This is a genomic window from Streptomyces sp. NPDC005761 (assembly GCF_040630635.1).
GTDB lineage: Bacteria > Actinomycetota > Actinomycetes > Streptomycetales > Streptomycetaceae > Streptomyces.
Map to the genome: position 1 here is coordinate 46,614 of NZ_JBEXXX010000003.1, position 17,412 is coordinate 64,025.

15 protein-coding genes and 1 pseudogene are annotated in these 17,412 nt (G+C 71.9%); 7 read left to right on the forward strand and 9 right to left on the reverse strand.

What is annotated here, in order from left to right; genetic code table 11:
• Window positions 1-185: 185 nt before the first annotated feature.
• Together ABZ434_RS04095 and ABZ434_RS04100 are read left to right on the forward strand one after the other, a co-directional pair.
• Window positions 186-1,430, forward strand: a complete 1,245-nt coding sequence (locus ABZ434_RS04095; protein ID WP_359131940.1) for a DUF4157 domain-containing protein — start codon at window positions 186-188, stop codon at window positions 1,428-1,430.
• Between the two features lie 48 nt (window positions 1,431-1,478).
• Window positions 1,479-2,111 carry a hypothetical protein gene (locus ABZ434_RS04100; RefSeq protein WP_359131942.1) on the forward strand — a complete coding sequence of 211 codons (633 nt, stop codon included), beginning with the start codon at window positions 1,479-1,481 and terminating at the stop codon, window positions 2,109-2,111.
• 82 nt (window positions 2,112-2,193) lie between these two features.
• Here ABZ434_RS04100 and ABZ434_RS04105 read toward each other — a convergent pair whose 3' ends face one another.
• From ABZ434_RS04105 to htpX, 6 genes are all read right to left on the reverse strand, one after another.
• A complete protein-coding gene (locus ABZ434_RS04105) occupies window positions 2,194-4,575 on the reverse strand; it encodes a tetratricopeptide repeat protein (RefSeq protein WP_359131945.1) in 2,382 nt (793 codons plus the stop codon).
• Window positions 4,576-4,671: 96 nt separating this feature from the next.
• Window positions 4,672-5,025, reverse strand: a complete 354-nt coding sequence (locus ABZ434_RS04110) for a hypothetical protein (RefSeq protein WP_359131946.1) — start codon at window positions 5,023-5,025, stop codon at window positions 4,672-4,674.
• A 28-nt stretch (window positions 5,026-5,053) separates the two neighbouring features.
• Window positions 5,054-5,491: a hypothetical protein gene (locus ABZ434_RS04115; protein WP_359131948.1), complete on the reverse strand. Its 438-nt coding sequence runs from the start codon at window positions 5,489-5,491 to the stop codon at window positions 5,054-5,056.
• Between the two features lie 91 nt (window positions 5,492-5,582).
• On the reverse strand, window positions 5,583-6,323 hold the full coding sequence (locus ABZ434_RS04120) for a hypothetical protein (RefSeq protein ID WP_359131950.1): 741 nt from the start codon (window positions 6,321-6,323) through the stop codon (window positions 5,583-5,585).
• A gap of 477 nt (window positions 6,324-6,800) precedes the next feature.
• Entirely contained in the window at window positions 6,801-7,385 is a 585-nt protein-coding gene (locus ABZ434_RS04125) for a hypothetical protein (RefSeq protein WP_359131952.1), read from the reverse strand.
• Window positions 7,386-7,394: 9 nt separating this feature from the next.
• Window positions 7,395-8,306 (reverse strand): zinc metalloprotease HtpX, encoded by a 912-nt coding sequence (htpX, locus tag ABZ434_RS04130; protein WP_359131953.1) that lies wholly within the window; start codon window positions 8,304-8,306, stop codon window positions 7,395-7,397.
• Between the two features lie 106 nt (window positions 8,307-8,412).
• Between htpX and ABZ434_RS04135 the strand changes: the two are divergent.
• Window positions 8,413-8,585, forward strand: a pseudogene (locus tag ABZ434_RS04135) (ferredoxin).
• Between the two features lie 21 nt (window positions 8,586-8,606).
• On the opposite strand, the gene ABZ434_RS04140 reads toward ABZ434_RS04135, so the two are convergent.
• Together ABZ434_RS04140 and ABZ434_RS04145 are read right to left on the reverse strand one after the other, a co-directional pair.
• Window positions 8,607-9,287, reverse strand: coding sequence for a pyridoxal 5'-phosphate synthase (locus ABZ434_RS04140; RefSeq protein WP_359131955.1), 681 nt, complete (start codon window positions 9,285-9,287; stop codon window positions 8,607-8,609).
• A 240-nt stretch (window positions 9,288-9,527) separates the two neighbouring features.
• Window positions 9,528-10,697, reverse strand: a complete 1,170-nt coding sequence (locus ABZ434_RS04145; protein WP_359132211.1) for an acetyl-CoA acetyltransferase — start codon at window positions 10,695-10,697, stop codon at window positions 9,528-9,530.
• Window positions 10,698-10,871: 174 nt separating this feature from the next.
• Between ABZ434_RS04145 and ABZ434_RS04150 the strand changes: the two genes are divergently transcribed.
• Both ABZ434_RS04150 and ABZ434_RS04155 read left to right on the forward strand, forming a co-directional pair.
• Complete coding sequence (locus ABZ434_RS04150) at window positions 10,872-12,143, forward strand: acyl-CoA dehydrogenase family protein (protein ID WP_359131957.1); 1,272 nt, start codon at window positions 10,872-10,874, stop codon at window positions 12,141-12,143.
• On the forward strand, window positions 12,143-12,652 hold the full coding sequence (locus ABZ434_RS04155) for a nitroreductase/quinone reductase family protein (protein ID WP_359131958.1): 510 nt from the start codon (window positions 12,143-12,145) through the stop codon (window positions 12,650-12,652). Before ABZ434_RS04150 ends, ABZ434_RS04155 begins: the two co-directional genes overlap by 1 nt.
• A 141-nt stretch (window positions 12,653-12,793) precedes the next feature.
• Here the strand turns inward: ABZ434_RS04155 and ABZ434_RS04160 are convergent, their stop codons facing one another.
• Window positions 12,794-13,441, reverse strand: coding sequence for a TetR family transcriptional regulator (locus tag ABZ434_RS04160; RefSeq protein WP_359131959.1), 648 nt, complete (start codon window positions 13,439-13,441; stop codon window positions 12,794-12,796).
• 326 nt (window positions 13,442-13,767) lie between these two features.
• Between ABZ434_RS04160 and ABZ434_RS04165 the strand changes: the two genes are divergently transcribed.
• Both ABZ434_RS04165 and ABZ434_RS04170 read left to right on the forward strand, forming a co-directional pair.
• Window positions 13,768-14,568: a VOC family protein gene (locus ABZ434_RS04165; protein ID WP_359131961.1), complete on the forward strand. Its 801-nt coding sequence runs from the start codon at window positions 13,768-13,770 to the stop codon at window positions 14,566-14,568.
• Window positions 14,569-14,747: 179 nt separating this feature from the next.
• Window positions 14,748-17,060, forward strand: a complete 2,313-nt coding sequence (locus tag ABZ434_RS04170) for a serine/threonine-protein kinase (protein WP_359132213.1) — start codon at window positions 14,748-14,750, stop codon at window positions 17,058-17,060.
• Window positions 17,061-17,412 lie beyond the last annotated feature (352 nt).

The following is a 17,412-nucleotide window of genomic DNA, read 5'->3' on the forward strand; positions in this document are numbered from 1 at the left end:
GAGTCCTGGCTCACGCGACGGCCGCGCCTTCGCCTTTACCGCCGCGTGGACCGCCTTCCCGGGCCACGCCGCGAACGGCTGAGCCGCGCGCCCGGGCCAACCAACTGTGCCCTGCGGGGCCTGGTAACGGAGCCGCGCACCGGGATATGCAGGAAGGGTCATTCTCCTAGCAGGAAGAGGTCTCCATGCGCAGCCAGGACGGTGCTGAGAAGACCGGTGCGGCTCACGGTTCCGCTCAGGCGCGCAAGCCCGCGGCCGCGGCCGGTGGGCCGGTCGCCGGGCGGCTCGCCCTGCAGGGGACGATCGGGAACGCGGCCGTCGTCCAGATGCTGCGCGCTGCCGGCCACCCGCCCGCCCAGGACCGGCACAGGCACGGGGCCGCTTGCGGCCACGAGGAGGCGGAGCGGCCGTCGGTGCAGCGTTCGGCCGTGAGGGACGTGCTGCGCTCGACCGGCCGGCCGCTGGACAGTGCCGTCCGCACCGACATGGAGTCCCGGCTCGGGGCGGACTTCTCCGATGTCCGCATCCACAACGACGCTGCCGCCAGGGCTTCGGCCGCCGAGGTCGGTGCCCGCGCCTACACCTCCGGCCACCATGTCGTCATCGGCGCCGGAGGAGCGGACAAGCACACGCTGGCCCACGAGCTCACCCACGTCATCCAGCAGCGTCGAGGCCCTGTCGCCGGAACCGACAACGGCTCCGGACTGAGCGTCTCCGACCCCTCCGACCGGTTCGAACGGGAAGCGGAAGCCAACGCGACCCGGGTCATGCGGGCACCCGCACCTGGCCGGCGTGAGGACCTCACCGCCCAGCGTTCCGTGTCCCCGGGCGCCACCCTCCAGCGTGTACGACTGCCGGTCGTGCAGCGTGCCCCGCTTGCGGGCTACAACCAGCGGGTCGACTATCCGCAGGGTGCCCATTCCGTGACGGTCAACGGCACGGCGGGCAACGTGGGGATAGAGATGAAGGGGGAGCTCTTCGCGGGCCAGCTCGGCACGGGACAGGCGCCCACGGTGCAACCCGCTTGGTGGCCGCCGAGTGGGACCCCGATCGGGGACTGGTTCAAGAACTACATGGTGCAAGGGCATCTCCTGAACCACAACCTGGGTGGCTCAGGAAAGAATCTGGAGAATTTGACCCCGCTCGTCAGGCAGGCCAACAGCCAGCACCACGCGAAGGTCGAGAAAGGTCTCAAGGGGGCCATTCTCCAGTCGGGCTACACTGCCCGCTATCACGTGACGGCGGACTTCAGTTCCCACCCCACATCGGCTGACATGAAAATGACGCCCGGATCTCCGGAAGCCATAGCGTTCGACAGCATCTATCGATTCGGCCTTCCCGGGATGATCAGGGCGGAATACACCTTGTACGACGCCAAGGGAAAGGAAGTGGGCGGGGACGCGTGGGAGATCGAGAACAACAACATGTAGCACCTTCAACCGGCGGATCCGACGGGCGACGCGACGGAGGACACACACATGAGCAACGCAAGGCACCGACTCGACTCGCTGATCGCCGAACTCCGCGAGAACCCCCGGGTCGAGCTACTTGATCACGCACTGACCGAGCCCCTTCCGTCCGACCGGATCTCCCGCATCATCGAGGAGTCGGGGAGCCGGCTTCCCGACGGAGTGGAGGAGTTCTACCGACAGGTGGGCTCCTTCAGGCTCGACTGGCGGTGCACCGTTCCGGAAATCCAGCAAGGGGACAGCTCGGATCACGGTGTGGTCGATATCCTGCCCATCGACAGAGTGCTCGGAGACTGGAGCGGGGTGACCTGGTTCCCGACGGGTGAGCAGGAATTCCGCCCTGTGGTGCCCTTCGATTTCTTCACCCCGGAAGCGTGTGTGGCATTCGAGCGGGGAGACGGTGGCGTCTTCGAGGAGAAGCTCAGCTATCACTACTTCGGCGAAGAGCTGACCTCCATGAACCGCACCTTCGGTGAGTACGTTGACCTCCTGATCGCTTCACGCGGGTACTGGTACTGGCCGAAAACGCTGTGCGCCGGATATGAGGACAGTGCCGAAGTCGCCGACTTCCGCCGGAACATGCCTCTCATCTTCCCGGATTACGACGACGCGATGTTCCAGCCGCGGTCGGAAGGGAAATAGGCGACAGCGACGGAAGGGAGGAGCGCGCGGCCTTCTGCGCGGCCCCGGCCCGATTCCGGGCCGGGCGAGAGAGGGCTTGCGGTCAGCTCTGCCATCGGGCGAGCGAGGAGCGAGTCCTGAGGGTCTCCGGGTGCTCGGAGCCCAGGACGCGCAGCACGTCGGTCAGCAGGTCGGCGAACGCATGGGCGGCGCCCTCCGCGTCCCCGGCCTCGCCCTGCCATCGGGCGAGGTTCGACCTGGTTCCGAAGGTGCGAGGGTGGTCCGGGCCCAGAATCCGCAGCCGGTCCTTCAACAGCTCGGCGAATTCCTCGGTGGCCCGCGTGGCGTCACCCGTTTCCCCGTGCCACCGGGCGACGTTGTGCCGACTGGTGAGGGTGTGGGGGTGGTCGGGCCCGAGGACGCGAAGCCGGTCCTCCAGCAGTTCGGTGTACGCGCTCAGGGCGCCGGCGGCGTCCCCCGCCTCACCCCGCCAGTAGGCCAGGTTCCCGCGGGTGTTGAGGGTGTGGGGGTGGTCGGGGCCCAGGACGCGCCGCCGGTCGTCCAGCAGCGCGGCGAAGGCGGTGACGGCCCCGTCGACATCGCCCGCCATCCCTCGCCACCCGGCGACGTCGCCCCGCGTGACGAGGGTGTCGGGGTGATCCGGGCCGAGGACCCGCCGGCGGTCCTCCAGCAACTCGGCGAAGGCGGCGGCGGCCTCTGCGGCACCCCCCGCCTCGCCGCGCTGATAGGCGAGGTTGGCCCGGGCGTTGAGGGTGTCGGGGTGATCGGGGCCGAGGACTCGCTGCCGGTCTGCCAGCAGGTCGGCGAAGGCGGCGGCCGCCCCGGTGGCGTCCCCCGCCTCTCCCCTCCAGTACGCCAGGTAGTGCCGGGTGGTGAGGGTGTCCGGATGATCCGGTCCCAGCGAGTGGTGGGCGGTGGCGTGGAGGGCACGCCAGTGGGCGTCGGCGGCGTCGAGGTGCCCGGCCTCGCCCAGGCTCCTTCCTGCCCGGAAGAGCACCGGATGCGCCCTGGGCCCCCAGAGCGGGTCGGGCGCGTACGCATGGAGGGCGTCGGCATTGGCCCGCAGGACCTGTGCGTGGGCGCTGTCGCGCTCCACGTCGGGCCAGACGGCGACCAGGGCGTCGCCCGCGGTGCGGGCCAGATCGTCGTGCCGGTCCTGGGGCAGGCTCTCGCGGGTGGCCCGCTGGATGAGCTGATGGACGCGCACCGCTTGGTTCGCGGTGGCCGGGGTGTGCTTGATCAGGCTGAGCCTGTGCAGGACCCGGAGCGCGAGGCCCGCGTCCTCCGGCCGGATCCGAGGCGCGGGCCCGTCGACCCCGTCGGCGCGGTGTGCCGCGAGATGAGCGAGAGCGGGCAGACTGCCGAATACCCCGTCCGGCACGCCGTTGGGGTCGAGCACGGCCGCGAGCTGGAGGATGGGGCGTGCGAGTCCGACGGGTTCGAGCCGGTCGGCGCGCTCGATGGACAGGGACCACGACGCGGACAGTGCGACCTCCTGGTCGTCGGGCAGCGCGCCCGTCCCGGGCATCAACTGGGTCAGTGTCCGCGCCCGGTCGGTCAGCAGGCGGCGGTAGGTACCGCAGTCGAGTCCTGCGTCGACCAGGTAGGCCGTGGCCTGGGAGAGGGCGAGAGGCAGGTGCCCGAGATCCGCGGCCAGCGCGGCGAGCAGGTCGGGCGGCTCATGGCGGTCGTGTGCCGCCAGTGACGCGGCGAGGTGGGCGACCGCGTCCGCCTCGGTGAACAGGCCGACTTCGACCCGGCGGCGGCCGTGCCCCACCAGAGCCGCCTCTCGGCGCCTGGTGGTGGCGAGGCCCTGGCCGTACGGGCTCGCCGGCGGCCACAAGCCGCGCAGATCCGCGGGATCGGACACGTCGTCCAGGACGATGAGCCATCGGCACGGGGCAGCGCCGCCCTTGGGGTTGAGCCAGGCCAGGAACGTCCTCGCGGCTTGCTCTGGGTCCGAGGCGTCGGCCCGGCACAGTTCGACGCCGGCCTGTGCGTATCCCGTCACCACTGCCGAACGGCTGCTCGCCGAGATCCACACCAGCACGTCCAGACGGCCGCCCGTCCAGGTGGTGTGCGCGTAGTCGGCGGCGAGTTGGGTCTTTCCCACACCGCCCATGCCGGTGAGCACGGCCGTACCCCCGCCCGCGACCGCCTCCTTCAGACGCTCCAGCTCGGTCCGGGGCTGGAAGGAGAGCGCCCGCGGGGGGACCAGGCCGACCTGGTGCGGCCACGCGGCGGGTTCACGAGGGCCGTGCTGCACCACCATCGTGAGCGTGCTGACGTTCAGCTCGTGGATGTACCCGCTGTTGGCCAGGCCGCCGGTTGCGGCGACCGCGTCACCGGTCCCCGACACGTGTACGGGAGCGGCGGCTGCTCCCGAGGACGCCCGTGCCGGTCCGCGGTAACCGGTCACCGCTTTCCCGTCGGCCCCGGCCGTCGGGTCGCCGGTATCGGTCACGGAGACGTCGGGCTGTGCATCGGGGGGCCGCCCGGCCCGCCTGCGCCGCCTCACCACGGGCCGGCCTCTCGCCGCGTCCTGTCGGCCGGGCCCGGGTCACTCGTAGTCGACACCGCTGACCGCTCGGCTTCCCTTCCCGGTGGCCTTCGCCTTCCCGGTGTTCCGGACCTTCGCCGACCCGCTTCCCCTGCCCTTGGGGCGCTTGACGCCGGTGACCGCCGTGCCCCCGTCCGCGGCCACGGATTCGCCGGTTCGCGCAGCGACGTCGTCGACCTGGCCGCCGGTGTTCTGGAACAGCGCCCAGACGAACGCCGCGATGGCGACGGCCCCTTGGACCGACGCCCCGACGAGCTGGCCGGAGTCGGGACTGTCGAGCAGCCAGATCAAAGGAGTCGAAACGATTCCGGCCAGCGCCACTGCCATGACCGCGATCTTCCATGTATGCGACATGCCCGCCCCTTCCTGTCGCCCCGACCTGTCACACGTACGCCCTTGCGAAAGCCTGCGCGAACTCGGAGTCGCTCACCGTCCCGTTACCGCCCCCGCCCACGCGGTAACCCCGACCGGCGAGAGCATTGACGGGATCGAGGACCTCACGCATGAAATGGCTGATCCAGTCGCGCCTGTTCTGCGCCACGTACAGGGACATGGGCGTGAGGATCGCCAGACTGCCACCGGGATATCCGACGACGCCCCAGAACATGCGGTACTGCGCCATGGTGCTCAGGATCATGCCGTCGGCCCGGACTTCGTGATCCTCCGAAAGGCGCGGGGCTGCCTCGTGGATCGCCCTCGTCGTCTCGCCCGGATCGCCGGAGCCGTGGACCGTGATGACGAGTCCGACCGATTCGACCAGCCGGTACAGGGATTCGATGCGCGTGCCGTGAGCGTTCGCGTCGATGGCGAGGCTGAACATTTCGTGATCCCCCAACTGCGATTCGATGGCAGAGACTCTCGGTGCGCGTCACCCGTCCGGGCATCCGCCCCGGCGTTTGGCCACAGGACGGTCAACGCGACGACTTGGCAGGGGTGCGCCACCCGTTGACGGCGCCGATCACCGCACCCGCCGCCACGCAGAACATCGCGGTGACGAACGTCGTCACACCGACCCTGTCGCCGTCCATCCCTCCGATGCTCAGTGCGATCCCCAGGACGATCGCGACGGCGCCCCCCGCTGCGCAGCCGAAAAGCAGCCCGCCTCCGAAGCCGAGGACCGCGCCGACGGCACTCCGCGGCCGCGCGGGCGGCGCCGTCGCGGACCGGGCGGCTCGGCGCCCTGACGTGGACGGAACAGATGGAACGGATGGGGCAGGTGTGACGGGCGCGGGGCGGGCCCGGGGCGGCGAGTAGGAACTGGCGGTCCATGGAAGTCGCTCCAGCAACGTGGAGACCGCCGCGAACGGTTTACCCGGACCGACGGCGATGAGGTAGGCGGCCGACTCGTGGCGCAGCACCCGGGAGTGCTCGTGCACGGGTTTCCCGCCCGTGCCGGAATGGTTGTTCCAGGTCTCGGTGTACGAGAAGAAGCGCCCGTCGTCCCCGAGAACCAGGTCGATGGTGCAGCGGAACTCTTCCCAATTGTCGAGCCCGCGGTATTCGTCCTTCGCGTGGTCCGCCAACTGCTTGACGCACCACCCTTTGACCGTGGTGCCGTCGTCGGCCGTGAACGGGCGGGGCCTGACGCCCTTTTCGTTGAGCGTGCCCACCGTCCGGCGCGCCAGGTCGAGCATTTCCTCGTAAGCGTCCATCGGGCCGCCGCCGCTCCCGGGACTTTCAGCCCTCGTCGCCGCAGCCCTGACATGGAGTACGAGGGACCTTCGTGGCGAAACACTTGCCGCACTTCACGGTTTCAGCCATACCGACCGCCCAACTTCCTGCGTGGGGTCTCAGAGTCTGCCGAGCATAGCGCCGAGGTGACGCATTGCAGGAGGGCGTGAAAGCAACTCTGTTGCGCAGGAGTGCCGTTGACCGCGGGGCGACAATTGCCGATGTTCGGAGACGACGGACTGCGTGCCCGGACGTCCCCTATGAGCAGGGCTTTTGCCGCCGCTCGAACGATTGCGCGGGCAATATGACGACGAGCCGGCTCGACGACGTGCGTACGCACCCTGGAGCCGGCCGGTTACCGCACTGAACGTAGGGCGGTAACCGCACCTCCGTCCTGTTCGGCCCGGTTCAACGCCGGTGGTGGCGGACAGGCCCGGTGCCGTCGGCCGACGGCGGCCTCACAACCCAGGCGCCCCCCACACCGGGAACCACCGCCCCAGGGCCTTCTCCACCCGCAGGTCGTTCCCGAGGGCGGCCCGGACCTGCAACTCCAGTGGGTTGTCCCGCTTCTCGCTGCCGTCCGGGGCCGGGGCGAACGGGTAGAACGTGCCCCGCTTGTACAGGTAGACCAGCGCCAGCGACCGGCCCTCCGCGTCCCGGAAGGCGATCAGCGAGCAGAGCAGCTGCGGGCCGAAGCCGCCGTCCTGGAGCAGCGTGTTGACCGCGTGCAGGTCGTTGACCAGTGCGGCGACGTCCTCGGCCGGCTGCCGCGCGAGCAGCCACGTGTAGCCGTACGAGTCCCGGCTGAACTCCACCGGGATGCCGCCGCGCCCGGTGTCCGCGTCGAGCAGCTCCCGTACGTCCTGCTGGATACGGGCGAACGTGCCGCCCTCGACGCCCGCGAAGCACACCGAGCCGAGACCGGTCGGGGCGAAACCGGTGGCCGCCTGGAGGGTGAGGGCGGCGGAGGGGACGGCGAAGAGCTGGTCGAGATCGGGGCGGACCGGTTTGCTGCGGCCCAGGATGGTGTCGAGCAGGCCCACGGGGACTCCTTACGGGCGGGACAGGTCGGCGGAGATGCGGGCCAGCTGGTCCAGTCGCTGTTCCAGGGTGGGGTGCGAGGAGAGCAGCCGGCTCAGGCTCTCCTTGGAGGAGAAGGCGGGGACGAAGTAGAAGGCGTTGTACGGCTCCGCCTTCCGCAGGTCCTCCGTCGGGATCCGGGCCATCTGGCCGCCGACCTTGGTGAGGGCGGAGGCGAGGGCCGAGGGCTTGCCGGTGAGCAGTGCGGCCGTGCGGTCGGCGGAGAGCTCGCGGTAGCGCGACAGCAGCCGGGTGAGCAGGAAGCTCAGGGCGTAGACGACCGCACTGATCAGCGGGATCAGCATGATCGCGATGCCCATGGGGTCGTTGCTGCGGCTGTTGCGGGAGAAGCCGCCCCACAGGGCCACGCGGGTGATGATCCCGGCGAGCACGCCGAGGAACGAGGCGATCGTCATGACCGCCACGTCGCGGTGTGCCACGTGCGACATCTCGTGGGCGAGGACGCCCTCCAGTTCCTCCGGTTCCAGTCTTCGCAGCAGTCCCGTCGTGGCGCAGACGAGCGCGGTCCTCTCGCTGCGGCCGGTGGCGAAGGCGTTCGGGACGTCGCTCTCGGCGATGGCGACCCGGGGCTTGGCCATGTCGGCGAGCGCACAGATCCGGTCGATCGCGCCGTGCAGCTCCGGTGCCTGGCCGGGTGTGACCTCACGGGCACCCATGCTGAAGGCCGCGATGCGGTCGCTGAACCAGAACTGGGCGACGAACATGCCCCCGGTGGCGATCAGGATGACCGGCCAGGCGCCGCGCAGTACGGCAAGCAGCACGCCGACCAGAACCACGTACAGCAGGCCGATCAGGAACATGGTGGTGACCATGCGGGTGGTGAGACCGCGGTCGGGGGCGTACCGGCTGCGGGTCCTGGTCATGGGTGACCTCCAGTCCTCGCCTGTCTCCCATGGTGCTCCTCGGCGGCCGAAAGCGGATGCCGTCGCTCCGTTCGGTGGGTCCGCCCGAACCGCACCTCTCCGTTAGGTGTCGGGGGCATCTGGTGGTGGCATCGGGGCCGGGCAGTGCACGTTCGTCTCACGAACGTGTTCACCCAGGACGACGACGGGCTCGGCGTACTCCTGGCGGAGGCCGAGCCCGGTCCCACGGTCGGCGAGGCCGCCCGCGCCTGCCCCGTACAGGCGATCGCGGTCACCTGACCCGGCAGGCGGGGTGACCGCTCAGGGCCAGAGCAGCTCCCGCGTCCAGTCCGCCCCCTCCCGGCGGTAGCGCAGCCGTACGTGCCGCCGCCGGGCGTCGCCCTGGAAGAACTCGACCTCGCGCGGCTCGACCACGTACCGCGTCCAGGACGCCACCTCCGCGTCCGGCTCGTCCTGGGCCCGCTGCCATGCGGCGTCCGAGGCCCGGTCGAGTTCCCCGGTCGAGCCCAGCACCTCGCTCTGCCGCCCCACCAGGGCCGAGGCCAGGGCCCCTGTCGAGCGGGCGTGCAGGTCGGCGCTGCTCTCGGCGGGGGAGCACGTGGTGACGGGGCCCCGGACCCGGACCTGCCGTCCCTGAGCCGGCCAGTAGAAGCCGAGCGCGGCGTACGGACGGGCCGCGAGCTCGCGCCCCTTCGCGCTGGTGGAGTGCGTGGCGAGGTGCCAGCCGCGCTCGTCCGCGTCGTGCAGCATCAGGGTGCGCACGTCGGGCAGCCCCTCCGCGTCGACCGTGGCCAGCGTCATCGTGTGCGGCTCGGCCTGCCCGGCGGCGACCGCCCCGGCGAACCAGGCGTGGAAGAGGGGGAGGGGAGCGGAGGGCGCGGCGGCCGGGTCGAAGGCGGGGAGCTCGACGTCCCAGACGCGCTGGGCGTGGAGCAGGTCGAGGAAGGCGCGCTGCGCGCCGGAGGTGGATGCGTCGCTCATGCAGCCATTTGACCTGGCCCAGCGGTGCGGGTGGGCGAGTTGAGAGCGAAGTGGGGGTACTCACCGTCGTCGCGGAGTGAAGCGGCCCGGCTCGGGCTGATCCGGTGAGCCGTCCGACCGGGGGGGCCGACGGGCCGGGGGAGCCGACGGACCGGGGGAGCCGGCCGGACCGGGGAGCCGACGGACCGGGGAGCCGACGGACGGGGGGAGCCGTCCGGACCGGGGGAGCCGGCCCGCCCCTCACCCCCGCCCCAGCACCACCGTTCCCGACGAGCAGAACCAGCCGCCCGTCCCCGAGGCCACGGCCAGCTCCGGCAGCCGGCCGCCCGCCTTGCGGACCTGGCGGGCCCCCGCCTCGCCGCGCAGCTGGCGCACCGCCTCCACCAGCAGGAACAGTCCGCGCATCCCGGGGTGGCAGGCGGACAGGCCGCCGCCGTCCGTGTTCACCGGGAGCTCGCCGGCGAGGCCCGTGCGGCCCTTCTCCACGAACGACCCGCCTTCGCCCTTCGCGCAGAAACCCAGGTCCTCCAGCGTCACCAGCGTCATATAGGTGAACGCGTCATAGATCTCGGCCAGGTCGATGTCCGCCGGCCGCACTCCGGCCCGCTCGAAGGCGAGCCGGCCGGACACGGCGGCGGGCGAGACAGTGAAGTCGTCCCATTCCGACATCGTGGAGTGCGAGACGTGCTCCCCGGTGCCGAGGATCCAGACGGGTTCCTTCGCCGTGTCCGGTACGTACTCCTCCGCCGCCAGCAGCACCGCGCAGCCGCCGTCGCTGCGGATGCAGCAGTGCAGTCTGGTGAACGGGTCGGCGATCATCGGGCCCGACAGGACCTCGTCGACCGTGACGGGGGTGCGGAACATCGCGTCCGGGTTGGCCGCCGCGTTCGCCCGGGCCTGTACCGCCACCTCGGCGAGCTGCTCCAGCGTGGTGCCGTACTCGTGCATGTGACGGCGGGCGGCCATCGCGTACTTGGCGATCAGTGAGTGGCCGTACGGCACCTCGAACTGGAGCGGGCCCCGGGCCCCGAAGGAGAGGTTCGACGTGCGGCGACCCGCCTTGATGTCCGATCGGGCCGTGGACCCGTACACCAGCAGTACGGCGTCGGCATGGCCCGCCGCGATGGCGTCGGCCGCGTGGGCCGCCATGACCTCCCAGGTCGATCCGCCGACCGAGGTGGAGTCCACCCAGGTGGGTTTCAGCCCCAGGTACTCGGCGACCTCGACCGGGGCGAGCGTGCCGAGGCCGGCGGAGGCGAAGCCGTCGACGACCGACCGCTCCAGTCCCGAGTCGGCGAGCGCCCGGCGGGCGGCCTGGGCGTGCAGGGCGTACGGGGTGGCCGTGTCGACGCGCCCGCAGTCGGCGAGGGATATGCCGACGACAGCGACCTTGCGGCGGGAGGAAGGCATGGCAGACATGAATCTGACGCTACATCAGATATCGAGCGGACGGATCGCCGTGTGCCGGGGGGATCCTGTGGCCCCTGTCGCCGTGCGCGACTCTGGGAATCTCGCCGCATCACCCCTAGCATGACGACCCGTCAGATCGGAGGCCGTCGGCCTCCGAGGGGAAGGAGCCCGACGATGGATGCCGCCTTCACCGCGGAACAGGACGAGATCCGCCGCGCCCTGCGCGAACTGCTGGCCGGACGCGGCGGACCCGACGGGGCCGCGAGCGCCGCGGCCGCACCGGATGGACCTGATGGCGCCGGGAGCGCCGCGGCCGCACCGGAGGGGTACGACGTTGCGCTCTGGCGCCGGCTCTCCCGGGACCTCGGGCTGCCCGGGCTCGCCCTCCCGGAGGAGTACGGAGGCGGGGGGTGCGGGCCGGCCGAGCTCGCCGTCGCCCTGGAGGAGACCGGCCGCGCCCTGCTGCCGTCCCCGCTGCTCGCCACCGCCGTACTCGCCGCACCCCTGGTACTCGCCCTCGGCACCGGGGAGCAGCGCTCCGCGCTGCTGCCGCCCCTCGCGGCGGGCGAGCTGACCGCGGCACTGGCCGTCCCCGGCGGCTCGCTCTCCACCGCCCTCGGCCTCACCGGCGATCTCACCGGCGGCGCCTGGGCGGGCGGCGGCCGGGCGGGCGGTGTGCAGGCGCGGCCGGCCGGGGGTGACGGCGGGTGGCGCCTCTACGGCGAGGCCGCCCAGGTGCTGGACGGGCACAGCGCCGGACTGCTCCTGATCGCCGCCCACGCAGGGGGTTTCCCGCGCAGCCGCACCCTGCTGTTCCTGGTCCGGACCGACGGGCCGCAACCGCCCGCGGGGCTCGTCCGCACCCGGCAGGCCTCGTTCGACGCCACCCGGCCGCTCGCCCGGATCCAGCTGCGCGACACCGAGGCCGAACTCCTCGGCGCCGACGACGCCGCGGACGTGCTCGACACGCTCGCGGCCACCGGACGCACGGCGGCCGTCGCGCTCGCCGCCGAGGCGGCCGGGGCTGCGGCGAGCGCGCTGGAGCGGACGGTCGACCACGTCGGGGAGTGCGAACGGTCCGGCCGGGCGGCCGGTTCCTTCCAGTCCGTGAAGCTCCGGCTGGCGGACCTGTACGTGCGCGTGCGGTCGGCCCGCTCCGCCGCGTACTACGCCGCCCGGGAACCGGAGTCCGGCGGTCTCGCGCTCGCCCAGGCGCTGGAAGCGCTGCGGGTCACCACGGCCGAGGCCGTCCAGCTGCCGGGCGGCACCGGGTCGACCTGGGAGGACGAGGCGCGGTCGTACTTCAACAGGGCCGCGTCCGACGAGCTGCTCCTCGGCCCCGCGCACCGGCTGCGCGATCACGCGGCGCAGCGGGCCGGACTGTTCGGACCCGAGGGGCGGGGCGGTGCGGCGGGGCGCGGGCCGGCCGGGCGGGTGGCGGTCTGATGGCGCCCGGGGTCCGGCTCGTCCAGAAGGTGTCCTCGACCCGCGTCTTCGCGCGGATGGCCCCGCACGTGGTGCCCGCCATGGACCGCGCGGTGCACCGGCTGACCCGCGGCCGGGTGCTGCTCAGCGCGCAGATGCTGCCGGGGGTGGTGCTGAAGGTGCCGGGGGCGCGCAGCGGGCAGCTCAGGACGACCCCGCTGGCCTGCATGCCGCAGCCGGGTGACGGCGGTCCGGGGAGCTGGGTCCTGGTGGGCAGCAACTTCGGCCGCCCCGGGCATCCGGCCTGGACGGCGAATCTGCTGGCCCATCCGGAGGAGGCCGTCATCAACTGGAAGGGTCGTGACATTCCGGTACGGGCAAGGCTGCTGGCAGGGGAGGAGCGGGCCCGGGTGTGGGAGACGGCGCTGAGGTTCTGGCCGCCCTACGCGGTCTACCAGGCCCGGATCGAGCGGGAGATCCGGCTGTTCAGACTGGATCCGGCGCAGGGGCCCGATGACGGCCGGGCGTGACGGTCGCGCCTGACGTGCGGGTCCGTGCCCCGTCCGGGAACGCCGACGGCGGACCACATGCGTGGTCCGCCGTCGGTGAGACAGGACCTGGGGCGCCCGGGATCACCGCGCGTCACCCAGTACGGGGTTCCGGCGCGGGCGCTACTTCGTCGGCTTCTTGCCGGTGATGCCCAGATGCACCAACAGTGCAAGGTTCGGCCTGAGTTCGGCCTGCTTGACGCCCCAGGTGGTGAAGCCCTTCTGGTGCGAGGCGACGGCGGCCAGCATCGCGACCAGGGAGCCCGCCATCGCCGCGGCGCTGACGTCCTTGTCGACCTTGCCCTTGGCCTGGAGCTCCTTCACCGAATCCGTAAGGGAGTTGGTGACGGAGTTCAGGATCTTCATGCGGATCTTGTAGAACCGCTTGTCGCCCTCGGCCGCGCCGAGGTCGACCACGCGAAGGATGGCGTCGTTGCGCCGCCAGAAGTCGAGGAATCCCTCGACGAGTTCCTCGGCTGCCTGCCAACCCGACTTGCCGACCCAGGAGCGTCCGGCGACCAGTTCGGTCAGGCCGGCACCCTCCTTGGCCATCTCTTCGGCGATCTCGAGGACGGCGCCCTCGACGTCGGGGAAGTACTGGTAGAAGGTCGCGGGTGAAGTCCCCGCCTTCCGGGCGACGTCGATGACTTTGACGTCCCGGTACGGCGAGGAGCTGAGCATCTCGCTGAGGCAGTCGAGCAGCTTCTGCCGCGTCGCCTGTCCGCGTCGACCGGCCACGCGGCCGTCGACGGTGCGTACTTGTCCTGTCATGCCGTCAGCTTACCGACGGGTGATCGGAGCGCGATTCGGCCGACTGCAAATGGGGAGTGCGGCAGGTGCGGTGGGGGGAGTGGGCGGATTTCGGGGGATGCGCCCCAGGGGGACCCTGCCGATTTCCCACAGCCTGATTAGTGTTATCAACAGCCTGTGGACAACTTCGGTGGATAACTTTCCGTGACAAGGGTGCTCGGGGCATGTGTATCGAAAATGTGTTCGCATCGGAGGTGCTGAGGCGCGAATGGACCGGGGCGCGGCTACGTTGGGTGTGACGAGCGTCACCACCGATGAGTGGCTCCCCGACGGAAGGATCCGGGCCCATGGCCGCATTCGCGCGGTCCGCCCCCTGCTGGGTGGATGTGCAGCTCCCCGACCTGGAAGCGGGCAAGCGCTTCTACGGTGAGCTCTTCGGCTGGACCTTCCGGGCGGGCGACGGGCCGTACGCCGACGCTCTCAGCGACGGCGCCCTCGTGGCCGCACTCGCCGCCAAGCAGGACGGCCGGATGCCGACGGCCTGGGGCGTCTACTTCGCCACCGACGACATCGCCGCCACCGTCGCCAAGATCCGCGAGCACGGCGGACAGGTGATCACCGATCCCGTCCGGGCCGGCCGGTCCGGTGTGCTCGCCCAGGCCGCAGATCCCGGAGGTGCGGTGTTCGGACTCTGGCAGGCCGGTGAGCGCAAGGGCTTCCAGAAGCAGAACGAACCCGGTTCCTTCTGCTGGACCGAGGTCTACACCCGGCAGAAGGACCGGGTCGACGCCTTCTACGAGGAGGTCTTCGGCTTCCGCTCCGCGCAGGCCGACGAGTCCGGCGCCGGCGCTCCGGGCACCGCGGAGTCCGGCGTCGACTTCCGCATGTGGTCCCCGGCGGGCAGCGAACCGGGGCCCGACACCGCCGTCGGCGGGCGCAGCGTCATCACGGACGCGTTCCCCGCCGAGATGCCCAGCTACTTCCTGAGCTACTTCGCCGTCGCGGACTGCGACGCGTCGGCCGAGACCGTCAAACGGCTCGGCGGCCGGGTCTCCGAGCCGCCCTTCGACATCCCCTACGGGCGGATGGCGGTACTCCAGGACGACCAGGGCGCCGTGTTCGCCGTACTTCAGCCGCCGGTGTCCTGATACGGCACAAAGTGAGCCAGGACACCCCGATCCGCCCCCGGGTTCGCAACCGGCGCCTCGGCCAGGAAGAATCAGGGTGCGCACCGCCGGGTGGTGCCCACTGATGAGACGCTGCACACGGCGGGTTTTTCGCGGATCTCTCCTCACGGAGGTCCGTACGGGGAGGTGGCAGGCAAGTGGTGGAGCAGCTGACGCAGCACGACCCGAGGCGGATCGGCCCGTTCGAGGTGCTGGGACGACTCGGGGCCGGCGGCATGGGGCTGGTCTATCTCGCCCGCTCGGCGTCCGGCCGGCGGGTGGCGATCAAGACGGTTCGTACGGAACTGGCCGAGGACCAACTGTTCCGGGTCCGCTTCACACGCGAGGTGGAGGCCGCCCGCGCCGTCAGCGGGTTCTACACGGCCGCCGTGGTCGACGCCGACCCGCGCGCCGCCGTGCCGTGGCTCGCCACCGCCTATGTGCCCGCGCCCTCGCTCGAAGAGATAGTGAATGAGTGCGGGCCGATGCCGACCCAGGCCGTGCGCTGGCTGGCGGCAGGCATCGCGGAGGCCCTGCAGTCCATCCACGGGGCGAAGCTCGTCCACCGCGACATGAAGCCGTCCAACGTGCTCGTCGTCGAGGACGGCCCCCGGGTGATCGACTTCGGGATCGCGTCCGGGGTCTCCAACACCCGGCTCACCATGACGAACGTCGCTGTGGGAACGCCCGCGTACATGTCGCCCGAGCAGGCGCGGGACTCGCGCAGCGTCACCGGCGCGAGCGACATCTTCTCGCTCGGCTCGACCCTCGTCTTCGCCGCGACCGGCCACGCCCCGTTCCACGGGGCCAACCCGGTCGAGACGGTCTTCATGCTGCTGCGCGAGGGCCCCGACGTGAGCGGTCTGCCGGACGATCTGCGGCCGCTGATCGAGTCGTGCATGCAGATGGACGCCTCGCTGCGGCCCACCCCCGCCGAACTGCAGTCCCAGCTCTCCCCGCACCTCTTCGCCTCCGGCAGCGACGACAGCGGCACGGCCTCGGCCTGGCTGCCGGCCCCGGCCACCGCGATGATCGAGCAGCGCCGCGGCGGCGGCCGCGCGGTCGCCGCCCCGCCGCCCGTTCCGCCCGCGCCCGTGGCGCCGCCCCCGCAGTCGGCACCGGTGTCCGAGGGTGGCCCGGTGCGGCTGTCCGGCGTGCACGTGCCGATCGGTCCGGGCCCGCGCGCGCAGGACGTACGCGCTTCGGCCGCCGCGGCGGAGGCCGGTCCGGCGACCGGCTGGGTGCGCCCGCCCGCCGGAGCGGCCGGGGCGGTCACCGCCCCGACCGCCCCCGTTCCCGCTCCCGCTCAGGCGCCCGACGCCGCGCCCGCAGACCCGGGGCGCTGGCGGCCCTGGCGGTTCCGGATGTCGAACGACGTGTGGGGGACCCCGGTCGTGGTCGGCGACCTGCTGTACGTCACCTCCTTCGAGGTGCACGCGCTGGACACCGGCAACGGGCGGCGCCAGTTCAAGACCCGCGACGTGGCCTGGGCGATGGCTGTGGACGGCGGCAGCATCCTCGCCTCCGACGGCCCCTCGCTCTACGCCCTGGACGCCACGACCGGCACCGAGCGGTGGCGGCTGCAGTCCGACGCGTGGGTGTACTCGCTGAAGGCCGGCCGGGGCACGGTCGTCACCGGTACCCGGGGCGGCGGAGTCCAGGCGTGGGAGGCGTCCACGGGCGAGCGGCTCTGGGAGATCCAGGGCGCACAGACGGACTTCGAGACGGCGGAGGCCGGTCCGGTGCTCCACGACGGCACGGTCTACCTCTGGCAGGACGCCCGGCTGCGGGCCGTCGACGCCCGCACCGGCACCGAGCGCTGGTCCTATCCGGTCGGCGACGCGGCCTCCTGCGGCGGGGTGCCGGTCCGGGTGACCCCGGCGCCGGACGGCTACGTGTACATCTCCGCAGGCACCCGCGTCCTCGCCGTGGACGTCGCCTCCGGCCGGGTGCGCTGGCACTTCGAGTCACCGGCGGTCTTCCTCTCCCCGCCCGCCTTCGCCCCCGGCCCTGCGGTCACCGGCGGCGGGGTGTACCTCGCGGACTACCTGGGCACGGTGTACGCCCTCGACGCCTCGACCGGCAAGGACCGCTGGCGCATCGCCACGGAGTCGCGCCAGTCGACCGAGCCGGTCCTGGTGGTGGCGGGCAACGTACACGTGGGCAGCGGAAGCGCGCTGTACACGCTGGACGCGGTCACGGGCACCCCCAAGTGGCGGTTCGCCGCGGGCGGCGAGGTGGTGGGCGCGCCGGTCGTCGCCGACGGCCGCGTCCACTTCGGCTCCGCCGACCACGTCCTGTACACGCTGGACGCGGCGGGCGGCCAGCTCCGCTGGAAGCTCGCCACGGGCGGCGAGATCACGGGTTCGCCGGTGGCGCAGGGCGGGGTGGTCTATGCGTGCAGCAAGGACCGTTGCGTGTACGCGCTGGACGCGCAGAAGGGTACGGGCACGGGCAACAGGGCCCGCGCGTAGTCCTGCCCGGCCGGGGCACGGCCCCCCCCCGGCCGGTCCGGTGCTCGGCGACCCGCCCCCGGCCGGGTCCGGAGCTCGGCCGACCAGGTTCGAGGACGGAACCGGTGATGCGGTGGACGGCGCACGAAGGGTCCGGGGGCGCCCGGTGGCCGCTTCGTCCTCAAGCGCCGGACGGGCTGGGAGTGGGTGGCGGCTTCGTCGTCAGGCATCGGACGGGCTGGGAGTGGGTGGCGGCTTCGCCGTCATGCGCCGGACGGGCCTGAGTGGGGGCCGCTTCGTCCTCAAGCGCCGGACGGGCTTGGGTGGGTGGCGGCTTCGTCGTCAGGCGTCGGACGGGCTTGGGTGGGTGGCG

Excerpts from the sequence above, each read along its gene's own strand:
- ABZ434_RS04095 (WP_359131940.1), top strand. The coding sequence starts at position 186 with ATGCGCAGCCAGGACGGTGCTGAGAAGACCGGTGCGGCTCACGGTTCC.
- ABZ434_RS04100 (WP_359131942.1), top strand. The coding sequence starts at position 1,479 with ATGAGCAACGCAAGGCACCGACTCGACTCGCTGATCGCCGAACTCCGC.
- ABZ434_RS04110 (WP_359131946.1), bottom strand. The coding sequence starts at position 5,025 with ATGTCGCATACATGGAAGATCGCGGTCATGGCAGTGGCGCTGGCCGGA.
- ABZ434_RS04115 (WP_359131948.1), bottom strand. The coding sequence starts at position 5,491 with ATGTTCAGCCTCGCCATCGACGCGAACGCTCACGGCACGCGCATCGAA.
- ABZ434_RS04120 (WP_359131950.1), bottom strand. The coding sequence starts at position 6,323 with ATGGACGCTTACGAGGAAATGCTCGACCTGGCGCGCCGGACGGTGGGC.
- htpX (WP_359131953.1), bottom strand. The coding sequence starts at position 8,306 with ATGACCAGGACCCGCAGCCGGTACGCCCCCGACCGCGGTCTCACCACC.
- ABZ434_RS04140 (WP_359131955.1), bottom strand. The coding sequence starts at position 9,287 with ATGAGCGACGCATCCACCTCCGGCGCGCAGCGCGCCTTCCTCGACCTG.
- ABZ434_RS04145 (WP_359132211.1), bottom strand. The coding sequence starts at position 10,697 with ATGCCTTCCTCCCGCCGCAAGGTCGCTGTCGTCGGCATATCCCTCGCC.
- ABZ434_RS04150 (WP_359131957.1), top strand. The coding sequence starts at position 10,872 with ATGGATGCCGCCTTCACCGCGGAACAGGACGAGATCCGCCGCGCCCTG.
- ABZ434_RS04155 (WP_359131958.1), top strand. The coding sequence starts at position 12,143 with ATGGCGCCCGGGGTCCGGCTCGTCCAGAAGGTGTCCTCGACCCGCGTC.
- ABZ434_RS04160 (WP_359131959.1), bottom strand. The coding sequence starts at position 13,441 with ATGACAGGACAAGTACGCACCGTCGACGGCCGCGTGGCCGGTCGACGC.
- ABZ434_RS04165 (WP_359131961.1), top strand. The coding sequence starts at position 13,768 with ATGGCCGCATTCGCGCGGTCCGCCCCCTGCTGGGTGGATGTGCAGCTC.